The organism is Comamonas sp. B21-038 (assembly GCF_022387135.1).
In the GTDB taxonomy this organism is placed as follows: domain Bacteria; phylum Pseudomonadota; class Gammaproteobacteria; order Burkholderiales; family Burkholderiaceae_C; genus Comamonas; species Comamonas sediminis.
This window is the reverse complement of the sequence record NZ_CP092462.1, coordinates 4,329,529-4,354,169: the sequence shown is the minus strand read 5'-3', so window position 1 is coordinate 4,354,169 and position 24,641 is coordinate 4,329,529. Positions and strand designations below refer to the sequence as shown.

Below are 24,641 nucleotides of genomic sequence, written 5' to 3'. Positions count from 1 at the left end.
CGCCGGTGCTGTTTTTGAATGGAACCCAAGAGAGACTGACATGAACCACGACAAGAATGTGACGGCCACCGTAGGCCATTTGATCGACGGCAAGATCGTGCACGATGGCGGCCGCACGCAGCCGGTGTTCAACCCGGCAACGGGCCAATCGACCGTGAGCGTGGAGCTGGCCAGCAAGGCCACGGTGGAGGCCGCGATTGCCTCTGGCGAAAAGGCCTTCCCCGCCTGGCGCAATACGCCGCCGCTCAAGCGCGCGCGCATCATGGGCCAGCTCAAGGTGCTGCTGGAGCAGAACGCCGACAAGATCGCCGCGATGATCACCGCCGAGCACGGCAAGGTGCTGGCCGATGCGCATGGCGAGCTGCAACGCGGTATCGAGAACGTCGAGTTCGCCAGCTACGCGCCGGAGCTGCTCAAGGGCGAGCACAGCCGCAATGTGGGGCCCAACATCGACAGCTGGAGCGAGTTCCAGGCATTGGGCGTGACGGCCGGCATCACGCCCTTCAACTTCCCCGCGATGGTGCCCTTGTGGATGTGGCCCATGGCCGTGGCCTGCGGCAATACCTTTGTGCTCAAGCCCTCCGAGCGCGACCCGACCAGCGCGCTCTTCATTGCCCAGCTGGCGCAAGAAGCGGGCCTGCCACCGGGCGTGCTCAACGTCGTCAACGGCGACAAGGAAGCGGTCGACACCCTGCTGCATGACCCGCGCGTCAAGGCCGTGAGCTTTGTCGGATCGACCCCGATCGCCGAGTACATCTATGGCGAAGGCTGCAAGAGCGGCAAGCGCGTGCAGGCACTGGGCGGTGCCAAGAACCATGCGGTGGTGATGCCTGATGCCGACATCAGCAACGCGGTGACCGCGATGATGGGCGCCGCCTACGGCAGCTGCGGTGAGCGCTGCATGGCCGTGCCGCTGGTGGTGGCCGTGGGCGACGAGGTGGCTGACCAGATGATTGCCGGCCTGAGCGCCGAGATCGCCAAGATGAAGGTGGGCCCGGGCACCGACAACAGCAACGACATGGGTCCGCTGATCACCAAGCCGCATTTCGAGAAGGTCAAGGCTTATGTGGACAGCGGTGTGGAAGAGGGCGCCAAGCTGCTGATCGACGGCCGCAGCCTGCAGGTGGCCGGCCATGAGGACGGCTACTTCCTCGGCCCCTGCCTGTTCGACAACGTGCGCCCTGGCATGAAGATCTACCAGGAAGAGATCTTTGGCCCGGTGCTGGGCATTGTGCGGGTCAAGACCTTGCAGGAGGCGATGGACCTGATCAACGCGCACGAGTACGGCAACGGCACCTGCATCTTCACCCGCGATGGCGAAGCAGCGCGCTACTTCAGCGACCACATTCTGGTCGGTATGGTCGGCATCAATGTGCCACTGCCTGTGCCTGTGGCCTACCACTCGTTCGGCGGCTGGAAGCGCAGCCTGTTTGGTGACCTGCACGCCTACGGGCCCGATGCCGTGCGCTTCTACACCAAGCGCAAGACCATCACCCAGCGCTGGCCCAGCGCCGGTGTGCGTGACGGTGCGGTGTTCAGCTTCCCCAGCAGCCGCTAAGACCTTGCTGCAGCCGCCCCGCAATGGGCCCGGCTGCAAGTTGGTGCGTTTCTTGCGAAGGCCAAGGCATTGCCTCCCGCCCTTGCACCATGCGCACCAGCACCGCCCACCGCCGGTCTTCGGACACCGCAGCGTCAGCCGACGCTGCAGCCCCCCGCACATCCCCAGGCACGCCACCGGCACACCCACCGGTGGCGGCTTTGTCTGGGCCTGCATCCGACAGCCTGTTCAATCTCTCGCTGGCCAAGGGTCTGCAGGTGCTGCGCGCCTTCAGTGCGGCGCACCGCAGCATGACCCTGGCCGAGATTGCGCAGGCCGCCGGCATGACCAAGGCCTCGGCGCAGCGCTCGGTGCACACCTTGCAGGCGTTGGGCTATATCGGCAAGCATCCGAGCACGCGGCGCTTTGTGCTGCTGCCGCGTGTGGTGGAGCTGGGCTTCAACTACCTGGATGCGCATCCGATGATCAGCGCCGCCCACACCTATCTGGCGCAGCTGGCGCGGCAAAGCGGTGAGACGGCGACCTTGTCCGAGCCTGCGGGCACGCACATGGTCTACCTGGCCCAGGTGCTGACGACCCAGCACATCCCGGTGCTGACACCGGTGGGCACCCAGGTGCCGCTGTATGCCAGCAGCTGCGGCCGCGCCTACCTGAGCCAGCTGCCGGCCGCGCAGGCCCAGGCACTGCTGCAGCAGGCGCCGATGCCGCCACGCACCCGCGCCACGTTGACGACGGTGGATGCGGTCATGGCGCAACTGGCGCAGTGCCAGCAGACGGGCTATGCCACCAACTGCGAAGAGCTGTTCCTGGGCGACATGGGCATTGCCGCGCCCGTGTTCAATGCGCGCGGCGTGGTGGTGGGCGCCATCCACCTGGCGCCGCCCACCAGCCGCTGGAACATGGCTGATGCCCAGCAGGCGCTGGCGCCGCTGGTGATCGAATGCGCGCGGGCGGTGTCCCAGCTATTGCCGGCCGATTAAGCGGCCACCCCGGCATGCGCCAGCATCGCATGCAGCAGCACATTGCAGCCAGCGGCCAGGTGCTCGGATTTGGCGTCCTCGATCTCGTTGTGGCTGATGCCATCCTTGCAGGGCACAAAGATCATCGCGGTGGGCGCCACGCTGTGGACGTAGACGGCATCGTGCCCGGCGCCGCTGACGACCTCCATGTGCGCATAGCCCAGGCGGTCGGCCGCGCCGCGCACGCTGGCCACGCAGCCGGGGTGGAAGATGCAGGGCGCAAAGCGCACCACCTGCGTGATCTCCACCTGGCACTGGCACTGGTCGGCGAGGCGCGCAAACTCCGTGCGCATAGCGGCGTCCATCGCATCCAGCCCGGTCTGCGAGAGGTTGCGGAAGTCGACGCTGAACTTGACCTGGCCGGGGATCACATTGCGCGAGTTGGGCAGCACCTGCAGATGGCCGACGGTGCCGCGCCCGTGCGGCGCCTGGTCCAGCGCGATGCGGTTGACGGCATCGACCATGCGGGCAGCAGCCAGCATCGCATCATGGCGCAGGTTCATCGGCGTGGGGCCGGCATGGGCGTCCATGCCGGTGACGGTCACGTCATACCACTGCTGGCCCAGCGCGCCGCTGACGATGCCGATGGGCTTGTCATAGGCTTCGAGCACCGGGCCTTGCTCGATATGCGCTTCAAAGTAGGCGGCAAAGGCGCCACCGGGTACATCGCCACAGGCCACATCGCCCAGGTAGCCGATGCGGGCCAGCTCCTCGCCGACGGTAAGGCCTGCACCATCTTGTTGCGAGCGGATGTGGTCTGCACCAAAAATTCCCGCAAATGCACCAGAGCCCATCATCACCGGCGTGAAGCGCGTGCCTTCCTCGTTCATCCAGAAGGCCACTTCCAGCGGCGCAACGGTCTGGATGCCGTGGCTGTTGAGCGTGCGCATCACCTCCAGCCCGGCGAGCACGCCGTAGTTGCCATCGAACTTGCCGCCGGTGGGCTGGGTGTCGATATGGCTGCCGGTGGCCACGGCGCGCGCCTGCGGGTCGGTGCCGGGACGGCGGCCAAACACATTGCCCACTTCATCGACGCGCACCTGCAGGCCCGCATCGCGGAACCACTGCACCACCTGGTCGCGGCCGGCTTTGTCCTCGTCGGTCAAGGCGATGCGGCAGACGCCGCCTTTGGGCGTGGCCCCTATCTGGGCGAGGGCCATCAGCGATTGCCAGAGGCGGTTGTCATCAATGCGCAGGCGGTCTATCTGGGTCATGCGGTTACTCCTGAAAGTGAGGCGAACAATGCGCAGAGCGTTCGCATAAAGCATGCCAAAAATATCGATGAATCAATCACTTGTATCGATAAACGATATGTGTGATGTGGCACGCAGCTTGCTTTGGACTTGTCATCCCCCACTTCTTGGAAAGGTCCTGTGATGCAAGCGTCTTCCGGTTTCTCCGTCTCCCGTCCCGCGCTCAAAAGCCTGGCTCTGGCTGTCACCCTGGCGCTGGGCGCAGGTGCTGCCCTGGCCCAGGAAAAGGTGCTGCGCATTGCGATGACTGCGGGCGATATCCCGCGCACCTCGGGCCAGCCGGACCAGGGTTTTGAAGGCAACCGTTTCACCGGCATTCCGATGTATGACGCGCTGACCCAGTGGGACCTGAGCAAGGCCGACAAGCCCAGCGAACTGGTGCCGGGCCTGGCGCTCTCGTGGGAGGTGGATGCCAAGGACAAGACCAAGTGGCTGTTCAAGCTGCGCCCCGGGGTCAAGTTCCACGACGGCAGCGCCTTCAATGCCGATGCCGTGGTCTGGAACGTGAACAAGGTGCTGGACAAGGAGGCCGAGCAGTTTGACCCGGCCCAGGTGGGCGTGACGGCATCGCGCATGCCGACGCTCAAGTCCGCCAGGAAGATCGATGACCTGACGGTGGAGCTGACCACCACCGAGCCCGACTCCTTCCTGCCGATCAACCTGAGCAATCTGTTCATGGCCTCGCCCGCGCACTGGGCCAAGAAGCTGGCTGCAGTGCCGGCCTCCGTCAGCGGCAAGGCCGAGCGCAGCAAGGCCGCATGGACGGCGTTCGCCGCCGACCCCTCGGGCACCGGCCCCTTCAAGGGCGCGCGCCTGGTGCCGCGTGAGCGCTTCGAGATGGTGAAGAACGCCAGCTACTGGGACCCCAAGCGCACACCGACCATCGACAAGGTGGTGCTGCTGCCACTGCCCGAGGCCAACTCGCGCACCGCTGCGCTGATGAGCGGCCAGGTGGACTGGATCGAGGCGCCGGCGCCCGATGCACTCGATGCGATCAAGGCGCGCGGCTTCAAGGTCTACTCCAACTTGCAGCCCCACATCTGGCCATGGCAGTTCTCGTTTGTGGAAGGCTCGCCCTGGCTGGACAAGCGCGTGCGCCATGCCGCCAACCTGTGTGTGGACCGCGCCAGCATGAAGCAGCTCTTGAACGGCCAGATGGAGCCGGCCACCGGCATCTTTGAGCCCGGCCACCCCTGGCGCGGCAGCCCCAGCTTTCAGATCAAGTACGACGTGAAGGCCGCACAGGCGCTGATGACCCAGGCCGGCTACAGCGCCAGCAAGCCTATCAAGGTGAAGATCCAGACTTCGGCCTCGGGCTCGGGCCAGATGCAGCCGCTGCCGATGAACGAGTTCATCCAGCAGAACCTCAAGGAATGCTTCTTTGATGTGGAGTTCGACGTGGTGGAGTGGAACACGCTGTTCTCCGGCTGGCGCCTGGGCGCGAAGGACCCGGGTGCCAACAAGGCCAGCGCCACCAATGTGACGGCCGCCACGATGGACCCCTTCTTTGCGATGGTGCGCTTTGTCAGCACCAAGTCCTTCCCGCCGCTGTCCAACAACTGGGGTTTCTACAGCAACAAGCAGGTCGATGCAGTGGTGGACAAGGCCCGCACCACCTTTGATGCCAAGGAGCGCGACAAGGCCCTGGCCGAGCTGCACACCCTGGTGGTCGATGAGTCGCCGTTCCTCTTTGTGGCCCACGATGTAGGCCCACGCGCGATGTCGGCCAAGGTCGGCAACGTGGTGCAGCCGCAAAGCTGGTTCATCGATATCGCGACGATGACGATGAAGTAAGCCGGGCGGCCCCGGGCATGCAGACCGGTGCAGAGACACCGCTGCATGCCGGGTGCAGGCCGATGGCCCAGCCCGCCAGTGCGGCCCCGCATGGTCCGCCTCTCCCCCACGAACCTTTGAACCGCCATGCTTGCCTATCTGATCAGACGCATTGTCTACACCCTGCCCATCATGCTGGGCGTGGCCCTGCTGTGCTTTGCCCTGGTGCATATCGCGCCGGGTGACCCCCTGGTGTCGGTCTTGCCTGCCGATGCATCGGCCGAGCTGCAGGCCCAGATGCGCGAGCTCTATGGCTTCAACCGGCCGCTGCCCGAGCAGTTTCTGCGCTGGGTCTGGCGTGCGCTGCAAGGCGATCTGGGCCAGTCGATTGCCACCAGCCGGCCGGTGACCACCGAGGTGATGGCTGCCGTGGTCAACACCCTGCGCCTGGCCGTCGTGGCGACCTTGATCGGCTTTGTGCTGGGCAGCCTGTTTGGCTTTGTTGCGGGGTACTTTCGCAACTCCTGGGTGGACCGCAGCTGCTCGATGCTGTCGATGCTGGGCGTCAGCGTGCCGCACTACTGGCTGGGCATGGTGATGGTGATCGTCTTCTCGTCGCAGCTGATGTGGCTGCCCGCCACCGGCGCGGGGCCGGGCGGCTCGGGTGACTGGGCCTGGGACTGGGCGCATGTGCAGTTCATGATCCTGCCGGCCATCACGATGTCGGTGATTCCGATGGGCATCATTGCGCGCACGGTGCGGGCGCTGGTGGCCGAGCTGCTGGACCAGGAATTCATCCTCGGCCTCAAGGCCAAGGGCCTGGGCCATCTGGGCATCTTCCGCCATGTGCTGAAGAACGCGGCGCCCACGGCGTTGGCGGTGATGGGCCTGCAGCTGGGTTATCTGCTGGGCGGCTCCATCCTGATCGAGACCGTGTTCTCCTGGCCGGGCACCGGCTTTCTGCTCAACCAGGCCATCTTCCAGCGCGATCTGCCGCTGCTGCAGGGCTCCATCCTGGTGCTGGCCGTTTTCTTTGTGCTGCTCAACCTCATCATCGATGTGGTGCAGACCCTGCTCGATCCCCGCATTGCCCGCTGAGCGCAGACCCCCGGAGGTTCCGTCCCCATGACCAGTCTTACCCTTCCCGATGCAGCAGCGGCCCAGGTGCAGCCGCTGCCGGCCCAGCGCTCACGCGGCTATTGGTCCTCGGTGCTGCAGCGCCTGCTGCGCGACCCGGTGGCCATGGGCGCTGCCGCCGTCATCTTGCTGCTGATTGCGGTGGCCGCGCTGGCGCCGTGGATCACGCCGTCCGATCCCTATCTGGCCTCGATGCTCAAGCGGCTCAAGCCCATTGGCACGGCCGGCCTGCCGCTGGGCAGCGATGAGCTGGGCCGCGACATGCTGTCGCGCCTGATGATGGGCGCGCGCCTGTCGCTGTTCATGGGCATCACCCCGGTGCTGATGGCCTTTGTGATCGGCACGGGCATCGGCATTGTGGCCGGCTACGCCGGTGGCCGCACCAACACGGTGATCATGCGCACCATCGATGTGTTCTACGCCTTCCCCTCGGTGCTGCTGGCCATTGCGCTGTCGGGCGCGCTGGGCGCGGGCATCTTCAACTCGCTGGTGTCGCTGACGATTGTCTTCATCCCGCAGATCGCCCGCGTGGCCGAGAGCGTGACGGCCCAGGCCCGCAACCGCGACTATGTGGAGGCGGCGCGGGCCACCGGGGCCAGCGCCTTCACCATCGTGCGGGTGCATGTGCTGGGCAATGTGCTGGGCCCCATCTTTGTCTATGCCACCAGCCTGATTGCGGTGTCGATGATCCTGGCCTCGGGCCTGTCGTTTCTGGGCCTGGGCGTGAAGCCGCCCGAGCCCGAATGGGGCCTGATGCTCAACACCTTGCGCACGGCAATCTACACCCAGCCCTGGGTGGCAGCCTTGCCGGGGCTGATGATCTTCATCACCTCCATCTCCTTCAATCTGCTCTCCGATGGCCTGCGCACGGCCATGGACAACAAGGGTTAAGCCATGCTCCAGCATTCTTCTTTGGCCCCTGCCGCCGCGCTGGCCGCCGATGTGGGCGGCCCGGCCCAGCCGCTGCTGACGGTGCGCGGCCTGACCAAGCATTTCCCGCTCAAGAACGGCAAGCTGGTGCGCGCGGTCGATGGCGTGGATTTCGAGGTGCTCAAGGGCGAGACCCTGGGTGTGGTGGGCGAGTCCGGTTGCGGTAAATCGACCACCGCACGCCTGTTGATGCACCTGATGGACCCGACCGCTGGCGAGCTGGTGTTCGATGGCCGCACGGTGGGCTCGCGCGACCTGAGCCTGAAGGAGTTTCGCCGCCAGGTGCAGATGGTGTTCCAGGACAGCTATGCCTCGCTCAACCCGCGCCTGACGATCGAGGACTCGATCGCCTTTGGCCCGCAGGTGCATGGCGTCTCGCGCAAGGAGTCGGTCGCCCGCGCCCACCACCTGATGGACCGGGTCGGCCTGGCGCCGGCCCGCTTTGCCGAGCGCTACCCGCATGAGCTCTCGGGCGGCCAGCGCCAGCGCATCAACATTGCCCGCGCGCTGGCGTTGCAGCCGCGCATGGTGATCCTGGACGAGGCGGTCTCGGCACTCGACAAATCGGTGGAGGCCCAGGTGCTGAACCTGCTGGCCGACCTGAAACACGAGTTCGGCCTGACCTATGTGTTCATCAGCCATGACCTGGGCGTGGTGCACTACATCAGCGACCGGGTGATGGTGATGTATCTGGGCCAGGTGGCCGAGATCGGCCCCTCGGATGCGCTGTTTGGCGCGCCGGCCCACCCCTATACCAAGGCCTTGCTGTCGTCGGTGCCATCGATGGACCCGAGCCACCGCACCTTGGTGGCACCGCTGGCAGGCGACCCGCCCAACCCCATCAACCCGCCCACCGGTTGCCGCTTTCACCCGCGCTGCCCGCAGGCGGCGCCGGTCTGCGCCCAGGCCGCGCCGGCCGTCACCCCGGTGCAGCTGCACCATGCCGCGCGCTGCCTGGTGCATGAGCCCGGCAGCGGCCACCCCCTGGCCGCCGCTGCTGCGCTGGCCGCCTGAACCCGGAGCACCACGATGAACACAGCCTCTCCTCCACTGGTCCGTATCCAGGACCTGAATGTGCAGTTTGCCAGCGGCAAGAAAGTGGTCCAGGCCGTCAGCGGCGTGAGCCTGTCGGTCGCCAAGGGCGAAGCGGTTGCGCTGATTGGCGAATCCGGCTCTGGCAAGAGCGTGACCCTGCGCAGCCTGCTGCGCCTGCACCCCGAGCGCACGACCACGATGAAGGGCCAGATCCAGGTCGCAGGCCAGGATGTGCTGGCGCTGCGCGGCGGCGCGCTCAACGACTTTCGCGGCAAGACCTGCGCGATGATTTTTCAGGACCCGTTGCTGGCGCTGGACCCGGTCTACCCGGTGGGCGCGCAGATTGTCGAAGCCATACGCCGGCACGAGCGCGTGAGCCAGAGCGAGGCGCAGCAGCGTGCGCTGGCGTTGTTTGAGCGGGTGCGCATTCCCAGCCCCGAGCAGCGCCTCAAGGCCTACCCGCATGAGATGTCGGGCGGCATGCGCCAGCGGGCGATGATTGCGCTGGCGCTGGCCTGCAACCCCCAGGTGCTGCTGGCCGACGAGCCTACCACCGCGCTGGATGCGACGGTGCAGATCCAGATCCTGCTGCTGCTGCGCGAGCTGCAGCGTGAGCTGGGCCTGGGCATTGTGTTTGTGACCCACGACATTGGCGCAGCGGTGGAAGTGGCCGACCGCATTGCGGTGATGTATGCCGGCCGGATTGTCGAAGAAGGCACGGCCGAACAGCTGATCCGCAGCCCGCGCCACCCCTACACCATGGCCTTGCTGCAAAGCCGTTCGCACGGCGCGATGGAGCGCGGCCAACCGCTGCAGACCATTGCCGGCGCGCCGCCCGATCTGACCGCCATCCCGCCGGGCTGCGCCTTTGCGCCGCGCTGCAAGCTGGCCACAGCCGCGTGCCTGCAAGCGGTGCCGGAGCCGGTCACGCTGGCGCCTGGCCATATGGCGCGCTGCGTGCACACTGCAACGGCGGCGGCCTATGCGCCCAACGTGCTGGCCGCCGCGTAGGCCACTGCATTTCCATTTTTTGCCCAGGACTGACTCCACCATGCCCTTGCACGACCCTGCCCATGCCTTTGTTCCCTACCCCGATGTGCCTGTGCGCCATGCGGGCACCGGCCCGCTCAGCGGCCTGTACTTTGGGGTGAAGGACCTGTTCGACATTGCCGGTTACCCGACCGGTGGCGGCAACCCGCTGCTGCTGGCCCTGTCCGGCATCAAGACGCAGACGGCGCCCACGGTGCAAAAGCTGCTCGATGCAGGCGCGGCGCTGGCGGGCAAGACAGTGACCGACGAGCTGGCGTTCTCGATGAACGGCAACAATGCCCACTTTGGCGCGCCGATCAACGGCAACGCGCCCGAGCGCATCACCGGGGGTTCGTCGTCGGGCTCGGCTTCGGCAGTGTCCAGCCGGCTCTGCGACTTTGCGCTGGGCACCGACACGGGCGGCTCGGTGCGCGCGCCTGCCAGCCACTGCGGCCTGTATGGCATACGGCCCACGCATGGCCGGGTGAGCCTGGAATCGGCACTGGCGCTGTGCCACAGCCTGGACACCTGCGGCTGGTTTGCGCGCGATGCCCTGACCTTTGCCCGCGTGGCCGATGTGCTGATGGCGCCCGACACCACGCCGCTGCCTGCGCGCCCGCGTTTGCTGATGCCCAGCGACGTCTGGGGTCTGGTGGACAGCGCGGTGCGCCCGGCCTGGGACGGGGCGCTGCAGCAGATCACGCAGCTGCTGGGCCGCGCGCAGGACTGCACGGCCGTGCTCGATTCCTTCGATGCCATGTACTGGAGCTTTCGCTACATCCAGGGCCGTGAGGCCTGGATGACTGATGGCGCCTTCATCAGCCGCTATGCGCCCGTGCTGGGCCCGGGTGTGAAGGAGCGCTTTGACTGGTCGAGCAAGGTGACGGATGCGCAGGTAGAGGAGGCCGAGCAGTTCCGCACGCGTTTCCGCCAGCATCTGGCCGATGTGCTGGGCAGCGATGGCGTGCTGGTGATGCCGACCATGCCCGATATTGCGCCGCTGCGCACGGCCGACGAGGCATCGCTGGAGGTCTACCGCAACCAGGCGGTGCAGATGCTGTGCCTGGCCGGGTTGTCCGGCTTTCCGCAGATCTCGCTGCCGCTGGCCAGCCGCAATGGTGCGCCCTTGGGTATCTCGCTGCTGGGCCCGGCAGGCACGGACCGCAGCTTGATTGCCATTGCGCAGCAGCTGGCGGCGGCAGCTGCTTGAGCTTTAGAAGAGGTGCTTAGACCAGGTCGGCCGGCAGGCGGACCTGCAGCGGCTCGCTGATTGCTTCACAGCGGCAGTCCAGCGCATCGGCGCGTCGCTCGATGACGGCAAAATCGCCGCCCTCGACGGCCAGCAGGGCATGGTGCCAGGTGCCGGGTGCCAGCACGATGCCCTGGCGGCCATCGGTCACAAAGGCCTGCAGATCCGCTGCCTTGGGGGTAGGGCCGGCAGCGGCCACCACCACAACAAAGCGCTGCGTGCCCAGCGGCACAAAGCTCTGGCTGCCCAGCGCATGGCATTCGACCTCGGTCACCATGAGCGGAAACTGCCGCGCCTGCGCACGGAACAGCGCCAGCATGGGCCAGCCGCCTTGTGCCGTCAGCTGCAGATCGGGCAGCAGGTCATAGCGCAACGCGTTGCCCTGGTTGATGGGCTGGCTGGGCAGGCTCGGGTCGGCCAGGCCGATAACGGTGCCAAAGGCCGAGAAATTGTGCGCCGTCAGAGGCCGGGCCTCCAGGATCAGCGTGGGCATGTGGGGGGCTGAGGTCATGAACTGCTAGCAAGCAAGGACGGTGCCTGATGGGCTAAGGTGGCGGCCGTCCGCCATGAACCGCTTCTTGTGCCTTATGGCTTGCCATCCGCTTCGTGCTGCGCGCCCTTGCTGTCGGTGATGACGGCGCCCATGCCGGCAGAGGGGTTCACACTGCCGCCTTCAGCGGTCGTGCCGCCGTTGGAGGTCTTGGGGTCGTCGGCCGAGGCCAGCGGCACAGCCGGGGGCAGTGGGTCGTGTTTGTCGGCCTTGGCATGGGGCAGCACCGAGTGCGTATCCACAATGGGCGCGTTGAACAGTGGCTTGTCAGGCAGGGGCTGGCGCGATGCCGCGACGGTGCCGGAGATGGGCTTCATCGGTCCGGGACGCTCGTCACAGGCGCTGAGCAGGCTGGCGGTGGCAACAACGGCTGCCAGGGCGGCAAGGCGGGTTGGAATGGCTGGCATGGGCTTTCCCTGGGTTGGTGGTGTCAATCCGCTGATTGTCGCCGCTGGCGCTGCGCCCAGCTGTCAGCCAATGGCGGACATCAGCGCTCGCCCAGCAGCGCCAGATAGGCATTGCGCGTCTCGGGCGACACGCTCTGGATGACCTGCTCGTAGGTGGTCTGGTTGCGCAGCTGCATGCGCGCCGATGCGACGGCCTTGGATTTGCAGTACCAGTGGCAGGTGTGCTGCATCAGGTACATCTCGGCCAACAGCGTAAAAGCGCGGTCCTTGGGGCTGCGGCCGGCCGTGTTGGCGACCACGCGGGCGATGCCGTCAGCATGCAGGCGAATGGCGGTGCGCAGGTCAAAGGAATGGCGGTTGCCCTGCAATTTTTCCAGCAGGTGCGAGAACGGAAAGTAGAAAGCCTGGGTGCTGATCTTGAAGCTGGCGCCGTTGGCGGGCTCGGGCGCCTTGGCCAGCGTATCGGCAAAGCTGCTGAACTGGCTGGCCAGGCTGTTTTCTACCGATGCCTGCAGCTCCCAGATTTGCTGCTGGCGGTTGCTGTCTTTCTCATCGAGCGCACGCATATAGCTGCTGACGAGGCGCTCCATCAGCTTTTCAATGTCGTAATTACGCAAATATTGGGCCAACAAGGCGATGCGCTGCTTTTGGGCCTTGGCACGCAGCACAAAGCTCACGCCCAAGATGAGAACGACCAGAAGCATTAAATCCATGACAAATGAGCCCTTGCGGAGCCTATATAGCGCAAACGTGAGCCATTGTAGACCTTCGCTTCTGGCAGCAGTGGAACCGTTTGCGCTAACTATGCATAAGGTGGAAAAAGCTATAAATCTTTTTCATAGTTCTAGTCGGCGACTGGAATACTTGATTTTTAGCCTGCGCCTAGAATGGAGCGTGCCTTGTATACGATCCACAGCTGTCGGCTGTGTGGACATCGATCTGGGCCCTTGGACATACTGTTGGGACATGCATGCAGATGGCAGCATGTTCCAGCTGTTTTTCGTAGTGAACGCTGCGTGATGCCGGAGACCGCCATGACTGAGAAGAATTCAACCCCCACTGCTGTCGACAAGCGCGCACTGCTGCGCCAGTCCGCACTGGAGTACCACCAGTTTCCCCGCCCCGGCAAGGTGGCGATTGCCGCCACCAAGCCGATGGCCAACCAGCATGACCTGGCGCTGGCTTATTCGCCCGGTGTCGCGGCGCCTTGCGAAGAGATCGTCAAGGACCCGGCTGCAGCCTTCAAATACACCAGCCGGGGCAACCTGGTCGCGGTGATCTCCAATGGCACAGCGGTGCTGGGCCTGGGCGATATCGGTGCGCTGGCCTCCAAGCCCGTGATGGAAGGCAAGGGCGTTCTGTTCAAGAAGTTTGCCGGTGTCGATGTTTTTGACATCGAAATCAACGAAAAAGACCCCCAGAAGCTGGTCGATGTGATCGCAGCACTGGAGCCCACGTTTGGCGCCGTGAACCTGGAAGACATCAAGGCGCCCGAGTGCTTCTATGTGGAACGCGAACTGCGCAAGCGCATGAAGATCCCGGTCTTCCACGATGACCAGCACGGCACGGCCATCACTGTGGCGGCAGCCATGGTCAATGCGCTCAAGGTGGCCGGCAAGAAGATCGAGGACGTGAAGCTGGTGGCGTCCGGCGCGGGCGCTGCGGCGCTGGCCTGCCTGAACCTGCTGCTGGAGATCGGCCTGAAGCGCGAGAACGTGATGGTCACCGACATCGTCGGCGTGGTCTACAAGGGCCGTACCGAGCTGATGGACGAAGATAAGGAGCTTTTCGCTCAGGAAACCGACAAGCGCACGTTGTCGCAAGTGATCGATGGCGCCGATGTGTTCCTGGGGCTGTCGGCGGGCGGTGTGCTCAAGCCCGATATGGTGCAGCGCATGGCGGTGCGCCCCATCATTTTTGCGCTGGCCAACCCCAACCCCGAGATCTCGCCGGAAGACGCCAAGGGCGTGCGCGACGACATCATCATGGCGACCGGCCGTTCGGACTACCCGAACCAGGTCAACAACGTGCTGTGCTTTCCCTATATCTTCCGGGGTGCACTCGATTGCGGCGCGACGACGATCACCACCGAGATGGAAATCGCCACGGTGCATGCGATCGCCGACCTGGCCCAGGCCGAGCAGACCGAAGAGGTCGCCAACGCCTATGCCGGCCAGGACCTGTCGTTTGGCCCCGAGTACCTGATCCCCAAGCCGTTTGACCCGCGCCTGATGATGAAGATTGCGCCGGCTGTGGCACAGGCGGCTGCGGAATGCGGTGTGGCCGAGCGCCCGATCCAGGACATGGATGCCTACCGCGAGCACTTGCAGACCTTCGTCTACGCCTCCGGCACGGCGATGAAGCCCATCTTCATGGCGGCCAAGCGGGCGGCGAAGAAGCGCATTGCTTACGCCGAGGGCGAGGAGGAGCGCATCCTGCGTGCGGCCCAGATCGTCGTGGACGAGCGCGTGGCGCGCCCCACCTTGATCGGCCGCCCCGCCATCATTGCCCAGCGCATCGAGAAATTTGGCCTGCGCCTGAAGGAAGGCACGGACTACGATGTGGTGAACGTCGAGCATGACGACCGCTACCGTGATTTCTGGCAGTCCTACCACCGCATGGCCGAGCGCAAGGGCGTGACGGTGCCGATCGCCAAGATCGAAATGCGCCGCCGCCTGACCCTGATCGGCTGCATGCTGCTGCACAAGGGCGAGGTCGATGGCCTGATCTGTGGCACCTGGAACAACACCGCGATCCACCTGCACTACATCGACCAGGTCATCGGCAAGCGTGCCGGCACTGCCACCTATGCCTGCATGAACGGCCTGCTGCTGCCCGAGCGCCAGGTCTTCCTGGTGGACACCCATGTGAACTACGACCCGACGGCCGAGCAGCTCGCCGAGATCACGATCATGGCGGCCGAGGAGATGATGCGCTTTGGTATCAAGCCCAAGGCCGCACTGCTGTCGCACTCGAACTTTGGCTCCAGCAACCAGCCCAGCGCCGTCAAGATGCGCCAGACCCTGGAGCTGCTGCGCATCCAGGCCCCGTGGCTGGAGGTGGATGGCGAAATGCATGGCGATGTGGCCATTGACCAGAAGCAGCGCGCCAGCATCATGCCCGAGAGCCCCCTGGTCGGTAACGCCAATCTGCTGGTGCTGCCCAATATTGACGCGGCCAATATCAGCTACAACCTGCTCAAGACCGCTGCAGGCGGCAATATCGCCATTGGCCCCATTCTGCTGGGCGCTGCCCAGCCGGTGCATATTTTGACCCCGAGCGCGACGGTGCGCCGCATTGTCAATATGACTGCAGTTGCGGTGGCAGACGCGAATTTTGCGCGTTGATGCTGCTATTTGTGCCTAAGTTGCGCTGATTCCGCAGCACTTGCTGCGGTTAAATACTGAGAAGCCTGCTCAAATTTTGGGCAGGCTTCTTGCATTTTGGGGGGCAATCCGTCACACTGACCGGCTGAACTTTCGGTGAGTCTAGGAATTCTCCGCAAAACTCCCTGCCATGGCCGGACTGCGGGCACGGGCGATTCGCGGCGTTGTCTTCCTTGTCAATAGCTCGCTATGGGCTGCAAAAAGACGTCTTGCGTCTCCTTCCGATCCGCGCCCGTTCCCTGGGCGCAGGTGGTGCAGAGAATCCCTGGTTCTGAAAGGTGTTGTTGATGCTCAAAGCATGGGGTTATCTGGCCCGCTCGTCTGTGAAGGCTGGTGTGCTTGCTGCGGTCCTGGCGGTGTTGCCGCCTGTCGTGCAGGCCCGCGGTAGCGGGACTTCTGCATTCGATGGGCCGGTGGTAGCCGTAGCCGAATTGCCGCCCCAAGGCCGCAAAACCTATGCGCTGATCCTCGACGGCGGCCCTTTTCCCTATGACAAGGACGGCTCGGTATTTGGTAACCGTGAACGCATACTGCCCAGGCAGAAGCGGGGTTACTACCGGGAATACACGGTCAAGACACCCGGCTCCCGCGATCGCGGGGCGCGCCGCATCATTTGTGGCGGTCAGGTCGCCACAATGCCCGATACTTGCTACTACACCCAGGATCACTACAGCAGCTTTCGGCGCATTGTGAATTAGCCAGTCAGATTCCTCCTATGTCGCTTTTCCGCAAGAGATGTCTTGCGCTCAGTGATGTGCTAAGTCAACAATGCCCAATGAGCCCCAGGATGGGGTGTGGTTTTTAAAAAATGCTAATGGAAAGAGCAACGGAGATGGACACTCCACTTCGTCAGGTACAAGATACATCGCTGCGTTTCGTGCGTCCGAACATCGTGCAGGCCATCCGTGCCTACCGGTTGGAAGACCTGCGCGACGCAGCCCAGAACCTGGGGCAGCACTTCTTGTACGCCAATCTGGCGCATGCGCTGTCCAAGGCCGATGTGCTCGAGTTGATTGGCATGCAGTTCTATTTTCCGTCGCACTATGGCAAGAACTTCGACGCGCTGTTCGACTGCCTGACGGACCCTTTGCACAAGAGCGGGCCCCAGCCCGGCTTTGTCGTGGTGCTGGACCAGATCCCCACTGCGATGAAGTTCGACCGCGAGGCGCGCGAGCAGCTGCTCGATGTGTTCCGCGATGCGGCCGAGTACTGGGCCGAGCGCAAGGTGCCGTTTCGCTGTTTTTACTCTTTCCTCTGATCGGCGTCCTGATTCCCCAGAAAAAACGCCCGGCGCAAGCCGGGCGTTTTGCTTGGGGGCGGGGCTGCTTCAAGGTCAGGCAGCGTCGGGTGCGGCAGACAGGCTGGCGGCCGCTTGCTCGTATTCGGCGACCGGTACTTCTTCGGCGCGGCGCTGCAGATCAAAGCTGCCGCCATAGCCTTTGTCCTCCAGCCATTTGCCCAGGGTGTTGCGCAGGATCTTGCGGCGCTGGCTGAAGGCGACGCGCACCAGCTCTTCGAGCAGCCTGGCATCCAGCTGGGCGGGTTGCGCGCGCGGGACCATGCGCACCACGGCGCTGTCGACCTTGGGGGGTGGGTCAAAGCTCTCGGGCGGCACGAACAGTACGTTCTCCATCGCATAACGCCACTGCAGCATGACCGTCAGGCGCCCATAGTCCGAGGTGGCAGGCGCGGCCACCATGCGGTCGATGACCTCCTTTTGCAGCATGAAGTGCTGGTCTTCGACCACATCGACCTGTTCGAGCAGGTGGAACAGGATGGGGCTGGAGATGTTGTAGGGCAGGTTGCCGGCGACGCGCAGCTTGGCCACGCCCAGGCGCTGGGCCAGCGCGCGGAAGTCCACCTTCAGCACATCGGACTCGACCACGTCGAGCTGCGGGTGCGTGCGCAGCCGTACGGCCAGGTCGCGGTCCAGCTCGATGACGCTGAGCTTGCCCAGGCGCTCGACCAGCGGCTGGGTCAGCGCCATCAGGCCGGGGCCGATCTCGACCACCGTTTGGCCGGGCAGCGGATTGATGGCGTCGACGATCGCGTCGATGACGGCGCGATCGGTCAGGAAATTCTGGCCAAAGCGCTTGCGGGGAATGTGTTTCATGCAATGACAAAGCGGTGCGAAAGCACCGCTCTAAAAGTGGCTTGCCGAGGGCCGGATGATGACACCGCCCCAGCGCCACAGCGCCGGGCAGGGTCATCGCGCCCGGGGCATCCGGGCTGTTACTGGGGCGGCTCGCGGTATTCCACGTAGGCGCGTGCACGGGCTTCCTGTGCCCAGGTGTTGAACGCCTGTTCGAGCTTGTTCTCACGCACGATGGAGCGCACCATGTCACGCTGCTCGCGCTGGTTGAGCTTGGCTTCGCGGCGCTCCAGCAGCTGGATCAGGTGAATACCGAAGCGGCTGGCAATGGGCTGGCTGATCTCGCCGGGCTGCAAGGCGTTGAGCGCTTCTTCGAACTCAGGCACAAACTTGCGCGGGCTGGCCCAGCCCAGGTCGCCGCCTTCCTTGGCGCTGCCGTCTTCGGAATAGCGCTTGGCCAGGTCTTCAAACGTGTCCTGGTGGGCCAGCACGCGGCGGCGGTAGTCTTCCAGGCGCTCAACGGCCTGGGCTTCGCTCAGCTGCGGGCTGGGGCGCAGCAGGATGTGGCGTGCATGGCTCTGGGTGACGATCGCGGGGACTTCGCCGCTGGTCTTCTCCAGCACCTTCAGGATGTGGAAACCGGCGGGCGAGCGCACCGGGCCGGCAATGGCGCCCTGTGGCGTGGCCTGGGTGGCCTTGACGAACAGCTCCGGATAGCGGTCGGCCGGGCGCAGGCCCATGGCACCACCGCCCTTGCCGTCGGGCACATCGGAGAACTCGGCCACGGCCGCATTGAAGTCTTCGCCCGCGCGGATCTTGTCGGCCGCCTGCTGGGCCTTGGCCTGCAGCTGCTTGACCTGGTCTTCGCTGGCGTTTTCCGGCACGGTGATCAGGATGTGGCCCAGGTTGAGCTGGGTGGCCGCGCCGGCGAGGCCTGCCTTGGCCTTCTGCTCGCGCAGGTACTGGTCGATCTCCAGGTCGCTGACGCGCACCTTGGAGTCGACTTCGGCCTCACGCAGCTTCTGGATCACCAGCTGCTTTTTCAGATCGGAGCGGAACTGGGCTTCGGGAATACCTTCGCTGGCCAGGCGGCGGCGCAGCTCGGGCATGGTCATGCTGTTCTGGCGGGCGACCGACTCTTCGGCCTGCTGCACCGCAAAGTTGTCCACCGTGATGTTGCGCTCGGCAGCCATCTGCAGCTGGATCTTCTGGCCGATCAGCATCTCGAGTGCCTGGCGGCGAGCGGCTTCGGCCGGCATGTTGTTGGCCTCGGCCTGGGCGCGCAGGCGTTCGAACTGCTGCTGCACCTCAACATTGGTGACCGGCTCGGAATTGACGACCGCGACGATGAAGTCCGCCGAGCGGGGCGCACTGGCATTGCGCTGCGCAGCAGCAGGTGCGGCTGCCGTGGGCGCGCCCCGGCCGGTGCCGGGGGCACGCATGCCGGCGGATGCGCCGTCACTGCCAGCCTTGATGCCTTGCGCCGCGCCGGCACCAGCCAGCAAGGCCAGGCTGCAGGCCACGCTCAAAGAGAGAATGCGTTGTTTCATGGTCAGGGAATGCTTCAATCGTAATTGCTGAAACGGCTGGGCACTGCGGAGCCGTTGCCGCTGGGCAGGGACTGGTAGCCGGGCACGTTTTCGCGCATGCTGGCCAGCGGGTCAGCGCCCAGCGTGAGTTTGGTCAGGCCAGTGAATTCCATCTGGAACAGCAGCTTGGTGTTGGACTGCACCAGCGAGTTCTGCAAACGCTGGAGCACGATGCGGCTGCTCCAGCAGCATCCGGCGTATTCCACGCCCACCACCGAGTCCACCAGTTTCTTGTCGCGCATGCTGTAGTTCAAGCGGCCCACAGTGTACCAGCGGCCTTCACCCTTGGCTTTTTTGCCCTTGGAGCCAAAGATTTCATCGACCGGCCACTGCCAGCCCAGGTCCATCTGCTCGCTGTTCTGTGCCTGGTAGCGGTAGGCCAGCGCCAAGGTCTTGTAGTCGCCCGGCTTGTAGCGCGCCTGCATCGTCGATCGCACCGAGCGGCCGCTGTCGGGATTGAACTGCACCGTGGTGTCGAAACCCCATTTGGGCGTCCAGTTGATGCCGGCGCCCAGCATGATGTCCGACCAGCGCTCGTTGACCGGGCTGGCATTGGGCATGACCACGCGCTGGTCCGAGAAGCGCAGGCGCTGGGCGATGCCAAAGCGCGCCGCCTCGGTGCCGGTTTCGGCATCGAGGAAACGCGTGGTGGCGCCGACGGTCAGCATGTTGTTGTCGGCAATGCGGTCGTAGCCGCTGAACGAGTTCGAGCTGAAGATAGTCGCAAAGCTGAAATCGTAGGGCGCCGTGTCGTAGACCGGGATCATGCTCTGATCGCGGTAGGGCGTGTAGGTGTAGAAGGCGCGCGGCTCCAGCGTCTGGATCAGGTTGCGGCCAAACAGCCGCGTGCTGCGCTCAAAGGTCAGGCCGCTGTCCAGGCTCACGGTGGGCACCGTGATGCTGGCGCTGCTGAAGGTGGCCAGGCCCGAGTTGTCAAAGTTGTAGTGCCGGGTATTGAGCATCAGCTTGGGCGTGATGTAGCCCTGCGGCGCAATGAAGGGGCGGCTCAGCTCGGCCTGCACATAGCCCCGGTCGGCATTGGGCTGGTTGAGCAGGCTGGTGTCGGCACGGAAGCGCGTGGCGTCGGCCTCGATCGAGCCTTCCAGACCCAGCGGCAGGTTTTGCGGCGTGTAGCGGTACTGCAGCTGGGGCATGCGGTCATACGGCGGCACGATCGGCGAGAGCGGGTCCTGCAAGGTCTGCCACTTTTGTGCACGCAGCAGCAGGCTGTGGTCGTCACGCGACCAGCTGGCCGACGCTTCGCTGTTGAGCAGGCGCTCGTTGAGCTTGTAGCTGTTGCCCTGGAAGTCGCGCCAGTAGTCGGAGTCGCTGACGCGTTTGGCGTTGATGTTCAGACCCACGCCGCCGATCGGCGTGTCGATGCTGCCGATGTGCTGCCACAGCCAGGACCAGCGGTCGCGGTCGCGCAGGCGGTCGCCGGGCATGTACAGGCCCGCCAGCGTGCCGTAGTAGGTGGGCTCGAGGTAGCGGAACTCGCCGCCCAGCGCCAGGCCGCGTTTGACCATCGCCGTCGGCGTGATCGTCGCGTCGCGGTTGGGGGCGATGTTCCAGTAATAGGGCTGGGCGTAGGTGAAGCCGCTGTCGCTGTCGAGCGACATCGTCGGCGGCAGCAGGCCCGATTTGCGCTTTTCCGACAGGGGAAAGCTCATCTTGGGGATGGGGATGATCGGCACGCCCTTGAATTCGAGCACGCCGTTCTCGGCAACACCGACTTCTTCGAGGTTGTCGATGCTGATTTTTTCAGCACGGATGATCCAGTCCGGCTGCCAGCTGGCTTCATCGTTGCGCTGGCAGGTGGTATAGGTGCCTTCATGCACGACCGAGCGTTCGCGGTCGATGAAATCCACACGCGAGGCCACGCCATAGCCGTTGTTGGGCAGCAGGCGGTAGTTGGCATCCTTGAAGAAGCCTTCGTTGGAATCGAGCTGCATCTGCAGCTCGGTGCCGTCAAACACGCTGCCTGCACGGTTGATGTGCACATTGCCATCGGCATAGGCGGTATTGCTGGGCTCGTAAAAGCGCAGACGGTCGGCGCGGATCATCGTGTCGGCGCGGCGCAGGCTGGCATTGCCGGTGACGGTGGTCATGTCCGCCGTCTGACCGGTGAGTTCATCGCCTTCGAGGTAGACCGGCATCTTGCCGCGCTGCTCGGAGCTCAGGTTCTCCTGCAGGCGCGGGCTGGCGCGCAGCACCAGGCCGGCCTCGTCGCTGTCAGCGGACGTCTGGGCCAGAACCAGCGCCGGCGAGGCCCAGAGCATAGCCATGCACAAGCCGGCAATGGCGGTCGGAGAAAAGCGGGGTGCGGAGAGGGACAAGGTGCGGGGCGATGGAGGCTTGCCTGCGCGCGCGCGCAGCCCTGCGGCGGCGCCAGCAGGGCGGGGCGAGGCTGGCGCCACATCGGTGAAAGCGTGAATATCCATGGGAAATAGCCACTGGCCTGTGCATCTGCGGTGCATACATGCACACGGATCGGGATCTGGGCCCCAGCCGGGCGGCAGGGCTTTGTAGAATCTGCATTATCCATGAGCCAATCTATTTCCCCCATGTCTGACCCTATTGCTGCACCTTCTGTAGCACCCCAGCCTGACAGCACCGTGCAATCTTTACAGGGCGTTACCCCAGTGGTTTGGGCAGACGCTGCCCGCGCCGCACAGTTTGGCCAGTGGCTTGCTGCGGTATCGGCCAGCCATGGTCTGCGCGCCGAGAGCGTTCGTCTGGCATCGGCGGATGCGAGCTTTCGCCGTTATCTGCGGGTGGACGACCGGCAGGGTGGCACGCGCATCATCATGGATGCGCCGCCGGACAAGGAGAACAGCGAACCTTTTGTGAAGGTGCAGGCCTTGCTGGCCCAGGCAGGGCTCAACGCCCCCGAGGTGCTGGACTGGGATGCCGCCCATGGTTTCATGCTGCTGTCCGATCTGGGCACGCAGACGGTGATCGAGAAGCTGCAGCCGCCCGATTCCCAGGCCGCCTACCAGTGGTACATGCAGGCGGTGGATATTCTGGTCGACTGGCAGAAGGCATCGCGCGAAGGCGTGCTGCCGGTCTATGACGAGGCCATTCTGCGCCGCGAGCTGCAGCTGTTCCCCGATTGGTACATCGCCCAGCACCGCCAGGTGCAGCTGAGCGACAAGCAGCAGGCGGTGCTCAACAACGCCTTTGACGCGATCGTTGCCCAGAACCTGTCGGTGCCTCGGGTGTTCGTGCACCGCGACTTCATGATGCGCAACCTGATGGTGCCGCCCACCGCCGGCGCGCCGCTGGGCGTGCTGGATTTCCAGGATGCCCTCTACGGCCCCATCACCTATGACATCGCCAGCCTGATGCGCGATGCCTTCATCAGCTGGGAAGAGGATTTTGTCGTCGATATCACGATCCGCTACTGGGAAAAGGCGCGCAAGGCGGGCCTGCTGGGCGCTGGCAGCCCGTCGGGCTTTGGCGCGGATTTTGGGGACTTCTACCGCGCGGTGGAATGGATGGGCATCCAGCGCCACCTCAAGGTGGCCGGCATCTTTGCCCGCCTGACCCTGCGCGACGGCAAGCCGCGCTACCTGGCCGATGCGCCCCGCTTTCTCCACTACATCCGCGCGACGGCATCGCGCTACCGCGAACTGGTGCCGCTGATGCGCCTGGTCCATGAGATTGAAGGCATCGAGGAGCAAGGCGGCTGGATGATGGGCCGGGGCTGAGCCTCTGACCTGACCCTCCTGCCCCCTTACCTCCGTCCACTTTGACCGATCCCCATGCCCCGTTTTTATTGCCCCGTTGAGCTGCGCGCCGGCGCCACCCTGGATCTGCCGCCTGAGGCTGCGCGCCATGTGCAGGTGTTTCGCATGCAGCCCGGCGAGCACATCACCTTGTTCAACGGCGAGGCGGGCAGCCCGGCGGGCGAGTACGACGCCAGCATCGTGCAAATGGGCCGCAGCCATGTGACCGTGCAGATAGAGGGCCACACGGCCATCGAGCGCGAAGCGGCCCGTGCCGTACACCTGCTCGCCGGCATTACCGCTGGCGAGCGCATGGAATGGCTGGTGGAGAAGGCGACCGAGCTGGGCGTGGCCAGCATCACGCCGCTGGAGGCCGAGCGCTCGGTCACCCGCCTCAAGGGCGACCGCGCCACCAAGCGCCAGGAGCGCTGGCAGGCGATTGCCGCCAGCGCCTGCGAGCAATGTGGCCGCAACCAGGTGCCACGCATCCATGCGCCGGTGGACTTGGCGCAATGGATCAAGGCCGGGAGCCTGGCCGATGCGCAGCGCCTGGTGCTGTCGCTGGCCGAGGGCACGCAGCCGCTGGCCCAGGCGGTGCAGCAAGCAGGCACGCAGCCCCTTGTCTTTCTGTCCGGCCCCGAAGGCGGCCTGTCGCCTGCTGAAGAAGCACTGGCACGCGGCCACGGCTTTGCGCCCGTCACGCTGGGCCCGCGTGTGCTGCGCGCCGAGACGGCGCCGCTGGCGGCTTTGGGTTATCTGGCGGCCCTTTGACCGCAGTCTGGGCGCTGGCCAGGTGCTGATCAAGCGCTGATCGAACGGCGGCCCTGCCACAGGCCTGCCACCCACTCCCCCACTCCCCCACTCCCCCGTTCCCCCAGTCCACCGCCCTGCAAGGCAGCGGTCGCGTTCGCCAGCGCGTCCAGCGCCGCACCATGCTGGGGCTTTTTACATCTCAAATTCCCATTAAATGGGAATTGAATTCTCCATTCAATTCCGACCTAGGGTTTGCGCTAGGTATTTATTCAGAGAGCAATTCGACAATTCTGGCATTGATCTTGCAAGATCATCTGTGTCACTAGTCCCGAGGAATGGGAATTGCAAATGGATGCTTCAGAGTTGTTGGTTGGCGAGCGTACGGCAGCGGATGCCCCGGGTTCCGAGGTGTCGGCGGCCGACCGTGTGCTGCAGGTGCTGGCGGTTCTGGCTTGCGCCGGGCGGCCGCTGTCGGCCAACGAGCTGATGCAGGGCACGGGTTTGCCCCGCAGCAGCCTGTACCGGCAGCTCGCGCGCCTCAAGCGCTTTGGCTTTGTGGCCGACAGCGGTGCGCTGTATGCGCCCGGGCCGCTGGGCCTGCAGCTGGCGCGTGGCTTCGATGACGGCTCCCATTTGGTGCATGTGGCCCGCCCTGTACTGGTGCAGCTGTCGCAGCAGACCCAGGAAAGCGCAGGTTTGCTGGTTGCCGCCAATGGCCAGGCCGTGTGCCTGGACATGGTGGAAAGCCCGCTGTCGCTGCGCTGCTCCTTCGACAAGGGCAGCAGCGTGCCGCTGAAGGTCGGGGCGTCTGCCAAATGCGTGCTGGCCTATCTGCCCGCCGTGCAACGCGAAGCGCTGCTGAACCAGCACTATGGCGAAGGCACCCCCGCCCGCGCCGAAGCTGCTGCCGAGCTGCAGGAGTTGCGCACGCAGGGCTACATCACCACGGTGGGCCAGGTCGATGCCGGTGTCTGGGGCTGCAGCGTGCCGGTATTTGCCAGCGGCCGCCGCGCCGTGGCGGCGCTCAGCCTGATGGCGCCCCACCAGCGTGTGCAGCACCAGCAGGCCCAGCTGGTGCAGGCCACGTTGGCCGCAGCGGCCCGCATCTCCCGCAGTCTGGCTGGATGACATTGAGATTTTTGCTTGGTACTTG

General features: G+C 64.9%; 21 protein-coding genes. 14 read left to right on the top strand and 7 right to left on the bottom strand.

Annotated features, from left to right (window positions below):
* Window positions 1-40 precede the first annotated feature (40 nt).
* Both MJ205_RS19760 and MJ205_RS19755 read left to right on the top strand, forming a co-directional pair.
* Complete coding sequence (locus tag MJ205_RS19760) at window positions 41-1,558, top strand: CoA-acylating methylmalonate-semialdehyde dehydrogenase (RefSeq protein ID WP_133858143.1); 1,518 nt, start codon at window positions 41-43, stop codon at window positions 1,556-1,558.
* Window positions 1,559-1,647: 89 nt separating this feature from the next.
* Complete coding sequence (locus tag MJ205_RS19755) at window positions 1,648-2,538, top strand: IclR family transcriptional regulator (protein WP_239810014.1); 891 nt, start codon at window positions 1,648-1,650, stop codon at window positions 2,536-2,538.
* Here MJ205_RS19755 and MJ205_RS19750 read toward each other — a convergent pair.
* Complete coding sequence (locus tag MJ205_RS19750; protein ID WP_239810013.1) at window positions 2,535-3,791, bottom strand: Zn-dependent hydrolase; 1,257 nt, start codon at window positions 3,789-3,791, stop codon at window positions 2,535-2,537. The two genes, MJ205_RS19755 and MJ205_RS19750, sit on opposite strands and share 4 nt — an antisense overlap.
* 162 nt (window positions 3,792-3,953) lie before the next feature.
* On the opposite strand from MJ205_RS19750, the gene MJ205_RS19745 reads away from it, so the two are divergent.
* The 6 genes from MJ205_RS19745 to MJ205_RS19720 all read left to right on the top strand — a co-directional run bounded on the left by MJ205_RS19745 (window position 3,954) and on the right by MJ205_RS19720 (window position 10,944).
* Window positions 3,954-5,624: an ABC transporter substrate-binding protein gene (locus tag MJ205_RS19745; protein WP_239810012.1), complete on the top strand. Its 1,671-nt coding sequence runs from the start codon at window positions 3,954-3,956 to the stop codon at window positions 5,622-5,624.
* Between the two features lie 126 nt (window positions 5,625-5,750).
* The gene (locus MJ205_RS19740; protein WP_239810011.1) at window positions 5,751-6,701 is read left to right on the top strand and encodes an ABC transporter permease; all 951 of its coding nucleotides are present in this window, start codon (window positions 5,751-5,753) and stop codon (window positions 6,699-6,701) included.
* Window positions 6,702-6,728: 27 nt separating this feature from the next.
* Window positions 6,729-7,631 carry an ABC transporter permease gene (locus MJ205_RS19735; RefSeq protein ID WP_239810010.1) on the top strand — a complete coding sequence of 301 codons (903 nt, stop codon included), beginning with the start codon at window positions 6,729-6,731 and terminating at the stop codon, window positions 7,629-7,631.
* Window positions 7,632-7,634: 3 nt separating this feature from the next.
* Window positions 7,635-8,684 carry an ABC transporter ATP-binding protein gene (locus tag MJ205_RS19730; RefSeq protein WP_239810009.1) on the top strand — a complete coding sequence of 350 codons (1,050 nt, stop codon included), beginning with the start codon at window positions 7,635-7,637 and terminating at the stop codon, window positions 8,682-8,684.
* Window positions 8,685-8,699: 15 nt separating this feature from the next.
* Window positions 8,700-9,716: an ABC transporter ATP-binding protein gene (locus MJ205_RS19725; RefSeq protein ID WP_239810008.1), complete on the top strand. Its 1,017-nt coding sequence runs from the start codon at window positions 8,700-8,702 to the stop codon at window positions 9,714-9,716.
* Between the two features lie 40 nt (window positions 9,717-9,756).
* Window positions 9,757-10,944 carry an amidase gene (locus MJ205_RS19720; RefSeq protein ID WP_239810007.1) on the top strand — a complete coding sequence of 396 codons (1,188 nt, stop codon included), beginning with the start codon at window positions 9,757-9,759 and terminating at the stop codon, window positions 10,942-10,944.
* Between the two features lie 16 nt (window positions 10,945-10,960).
* On the opposite strand, the gene MJ205_RS19715 is transcribed toward MJ205_RS19720, so the two are convergent.
* From MJ205_RS19715 to MJ205_RS19705, 3 genes are all read right to left on the bottom strand, one after another.
* Window positions 10,961-11,494 carry an ureidoglycolate lyase gene (locus tag MJ205_RS19715; protein ID WP_239810006.1) on the bottom strand — a complete coding sequence of 178 codons (534 nt, stop codon included), beginning with the start codon at window positions 11,492-11,494 and terminating at the stop codon, window positions 10,961-10,963.
* 74 nt (window positions 11,495-11,568) lie between these two features.
* Window positions 11,569-11,940, bottom strand: a complete 372-nt coding sequence (locus tag MJ205_RS19710; protein ID WP_239810005.1) for a hypothetical protein — start codon at window positions 11,938-11,940, stop codon at window positions 11,569-11,571.
* A gap of 80 nt (window positions 11,941-12,020) precedes the next feature.
* A complete protein-coding gene (locus MJ205_RS19705) occupies window positions 12,021-12,653 on the bottom strand; it encodes a hypothetical protein (RefSeq protein WP_239810004.1) in 633 nt (210 codons plus the stop codon).
* Between the two features lie 321 nt (window positions 12,654-12,974).
* Here MJ205_RS19705 and MJ205_RS19700 point away from each other — a divergent pair, with 321 nt between their 5' ends.
* The 3 genes from MJ205_RS19700 to MJ205_RS19690 all read left to right on the top strand — a co-directional run bounded on the left by MJ205_RS19700 (window position 12,975) and on the right by MJ205_RS19690 (window position 16,584).
* Entirely contained in the window at window positions 12,975-15,287 is a 2,313-nt protein-coding gene (locus MJ205_RS19700) for an NADP-dependent malic enzyme (protein ID WP_239810003.1), read from the top strand.
* Window positions 15,288-15,613: 326 nt separating this feature from the next.
* Window positions 15,614-16,024, top strand: coding sequence for a ribonuclease (locus MJ205_RS19695; RefSeq protein WP_239810002.1), 411 nt, complete (start codon window positions 15,614-15,616; stop codon window positions 16,022-16,024).
* A 134-nt stretch (window positions 16,025-16,158) separates the two neighbouring features.
* A complete protein-coding gene (locus MJ205_RS19690) occupies window positions 16,159-16,584 on the top strand; it encodes a barstar family protein (RefSeq protein WP_027010748.1) in 426 nt (141 codons plus the stop codon).
* Window positions 16,585-16,659: 75 nt separating this feature from the next.
* On the opposite strand, the gene rsmA is transcribed toward MJ205_RS19690, so the two are convergent.
* From rsmA to MJ205_RS19675, 3 genes are all read right to left on the bottom strand, one after another.
* The gene (gene rsmA / locus MJ205_RS19685) at window positions 16,660-17,439 is read right to left on the bottom strand and encodes a 16S rRNA (adenine(1518)-N(6)/adenine(1519)-N(6))-dimethyltransferase RsmA (RefSeq protein WP_239810001.1); all 780 of its coding nucleotides are present in this window, start codon (window positions 17,437-17,439) and stop codon (window positions 16,660-16,662) included.
* Between the two features lie 119 nt (window positions 17,440-17,558).
* Window positions 17,559-18,968 carry a peptidylprolyl isomerase gene (locus tag MJ205_RS19680; RefSeq protein ID WP_239810000.1) on the bottom strand — a complete coding sequence of 470 codons (1,410 nt, stop codon included), beginning with the start codon at window positions 18,966-18,968 and terminating at the stop codon, window positions 17,559-17,561.
* Between the two features lie 14 nt (window positions 18,969-18,982).
* Window positions 18,983-21,448, bottom strand: coding sequence for an LPS-assembly protein LptD (locus MJ205_RS19675; protein WP_239809999.1), 2,466 nt, complete (start codon window positions 21,446-21,448; stop codon window positions 18,983-18,985).
* A gap of 123 nt (window positions 21,449-21,571) precedes the next feature.
* Between MJ205_RS19675 and MJ205_RS19670 the strand changes: the two genes are divergently transcribed.
* The 3 genes from MJ205_RS19670 (at window position 21,572) to MJ205_RS19660 (ending at window position 24,616) form a co-directional block, all read left to right on the top strand.
* Window positions 21,572-22,717, top strand: a complete 1,146-nt coding sequence (locus tag MJ205_RS19670) for an aminoglycoside phosphotransferase family protein (protein WP_239809998.1) — start codon at window positions 21,572-21,574, stop codon at window positions 22,715-22,717.
* A gap of 54 nt (window positions 22,718-22,771) precedes the next feature.
* Window positions 22,772-23,506, top strand: coding sequence for a 16S rRNA (uracil(1498)-N(3))-methyltransferase (locus MJ205_RS19665; protein WP_239809997.1), 735 nt, complete (start codon window positions 22,772-22,774; stop codon window positions 23,504-23,506).
* A 330-nt stretch (window positions 23,507-23,836) separates the two neighbouring features.
* Window positions 23,837-24,616, top strand: coding sequence for an IclR family transcriptional regulator (locus MJ205_RS19660; protein WP_239809996.1), 780 nt, complete (start codon window positions 23,837-23,839; stop codon window positions 24,614-24,616).
* The last annotated feature ends 25 nt before the right edge of the window (window positions 24,617-24,641 follow it).

What these genes read in the sequence shown, in the direction of transcription:
- MJ205_RS19760 (WP_133858143.1), top strand. Translation starts at nt 41, where the DNA reads ATGAACCACGACAAGAATGTGACGGCCACCGTAGGCCATTTGATCGAC.
- MJ205_RS19755 (WP_239810014.1), top strand. Translation starts at nt 1,648, where the DNA reads ATGCGCACCAGCACCGCCCACCGCCGGTCTTCGGACACCGCAGCGTCA.
- MJ205_RS19750 (WP_239810013.1), bottom strand. Translation starts at nt 3,791, where the DNA reads ATGACCCAGATAGACCGCCTGCGCATTGATGACAACCGCCTCTGGCAA.
- MJ205_RS19745 (WP_239810012.1), top strand. Translation starts at nt 3,954, where the DNA reads ATGCAAGCGTCTTCCGGTTTCTCCGTCTCCCGTCCCGCGCTCAAAAGC.
- MJ205_RS19740 (WP_239810011.1), top strand. Translation starts at nt 5,751, where the DNA reads ATGCTTGCCTATCTGATCAGACGCATTGTCTACACCCTGCCCATCATG.
- MJ205_RS19735 (WP_239810010.1), top strand. Translation starts at nt 6,729, where the DNA reads ATGACCAGTCTTACCCTTCCCGATGCAGCAGCGGCCCAGGTGCAGCCG.
- MJ205_RS19730 (WP_239810009.1), top strand. Translation starts at nt 7,635, where the DNA reads ATGCTCCAGCATTCTTCTTTGGCCCCTGCCGCCGCGCTGGCCGCCGAT.
- MJ205_RS19725 (WP_239810008.1), top strand. Translation starts at nt 8,700, where the DNA reads ATGAACACAGCCTCTCCTCCACTGGTCCGTATCCAGGACCTGAATGTG.
- MJ205_RS19720 (WP_239810007.1), top strand. Translation starts at nt 9,757, where the DNA reads ATGCCCTTGCACGACCCTGCCCATGCCTTTGTTCCCTACCCCGATGTG.
- MJ205_RS19715 (WP_239810006.1), bottom strand. Translation starts at nt 11,494, where the DNA reads ATGACCTCAGCCCCCCACATGCCCACGCTGATCCTGGAGGCCCGGCCT.
- MJ205_RS19710 (WP_239810005.1), bottom strand. Translation starts at nt 11,940, where the DNA reads ATGCCAGCCATTCCAACCCGCCTTGCCGCCCTGGCAGCCGTTGTTGCC.
- MJ205_RS19705 (WP_239810004.1), bottom strand. Translation starts at nt 12,653, where the DNA reads ATGGATTTAATGCTTCTGGTCGTTCTCATCTTGGGCGTGAGCTTTGTG.
- MJ205_RS19700 (WP_239810003.1), top strand. Translation starts at nt 12,975, where the DNA reads ATGACTGAGAAGAATTCAACCCCCACTGCTGTCGACAAGCGCGCACTG.
- MJ205_RS19695 (WP_239810002.1), top strand. Translation starts at nt 15,614, where the DNA reads ATGCTCAAAGCATGGGGTTATCTGGCCCGCTCGTCTGTGAAGGCTGGT.
- MJ205_RS19690 (WP_027010748.1), top strand. Translation starts at nt 16,159, where the DNA reads ATGGACACTCCACTTCGTCAGGTACAAGATACATCGCTGCGTTTCGTG.
- rsmA (WP_239810001.1), bottom strand. Translation starts at nt 17,439, where the DNA reads ATGAAACACATTCCCCGCAAGCGCTTTGGCCAGAATTTCCTGACCGAT.
- MJ205_RS19680 (WP_239810000.1), bottom strand. Translation starts at nt 18,968, where the DNA reads ATGAAACAACGCATTCTCTCTTTGAGCGTGGCCTGCAGCCTGGCCTTG.
- MJ205_RS19675 (WP_239809999.1), bottom strand. Translation starts at nt 21,448, where the DNA reads ATGGATATTCACGCTTTCACCGATGTGGCGCCAGCCTCGCCCCGCCCT.
- MJ205_RS19670 (WP_239809998.1), top strand. Translation starts at nt 21,572, where the DNA reads ATGTCTGACCCTATTGCTGCACCTTCTGTAGCACCCCAGCCTGACAGC.
- MJ205_RS19665 (WP_239809997.1), top strand. Translation starts at nt 22,772, where the DNA reads ATGCCCCGTTTTTATTGCCCCGTTGAGCTGCGCGCCGGCGCCACCCTG.
- MJ205_RS19660 (WP_239809996.1), top strand. Translation starts at nt 23,837, where the DNA reads ATGGATGCTTCAGAGTTGTTGGTTGGCGAGCGTACGGCAGCGGATGCC.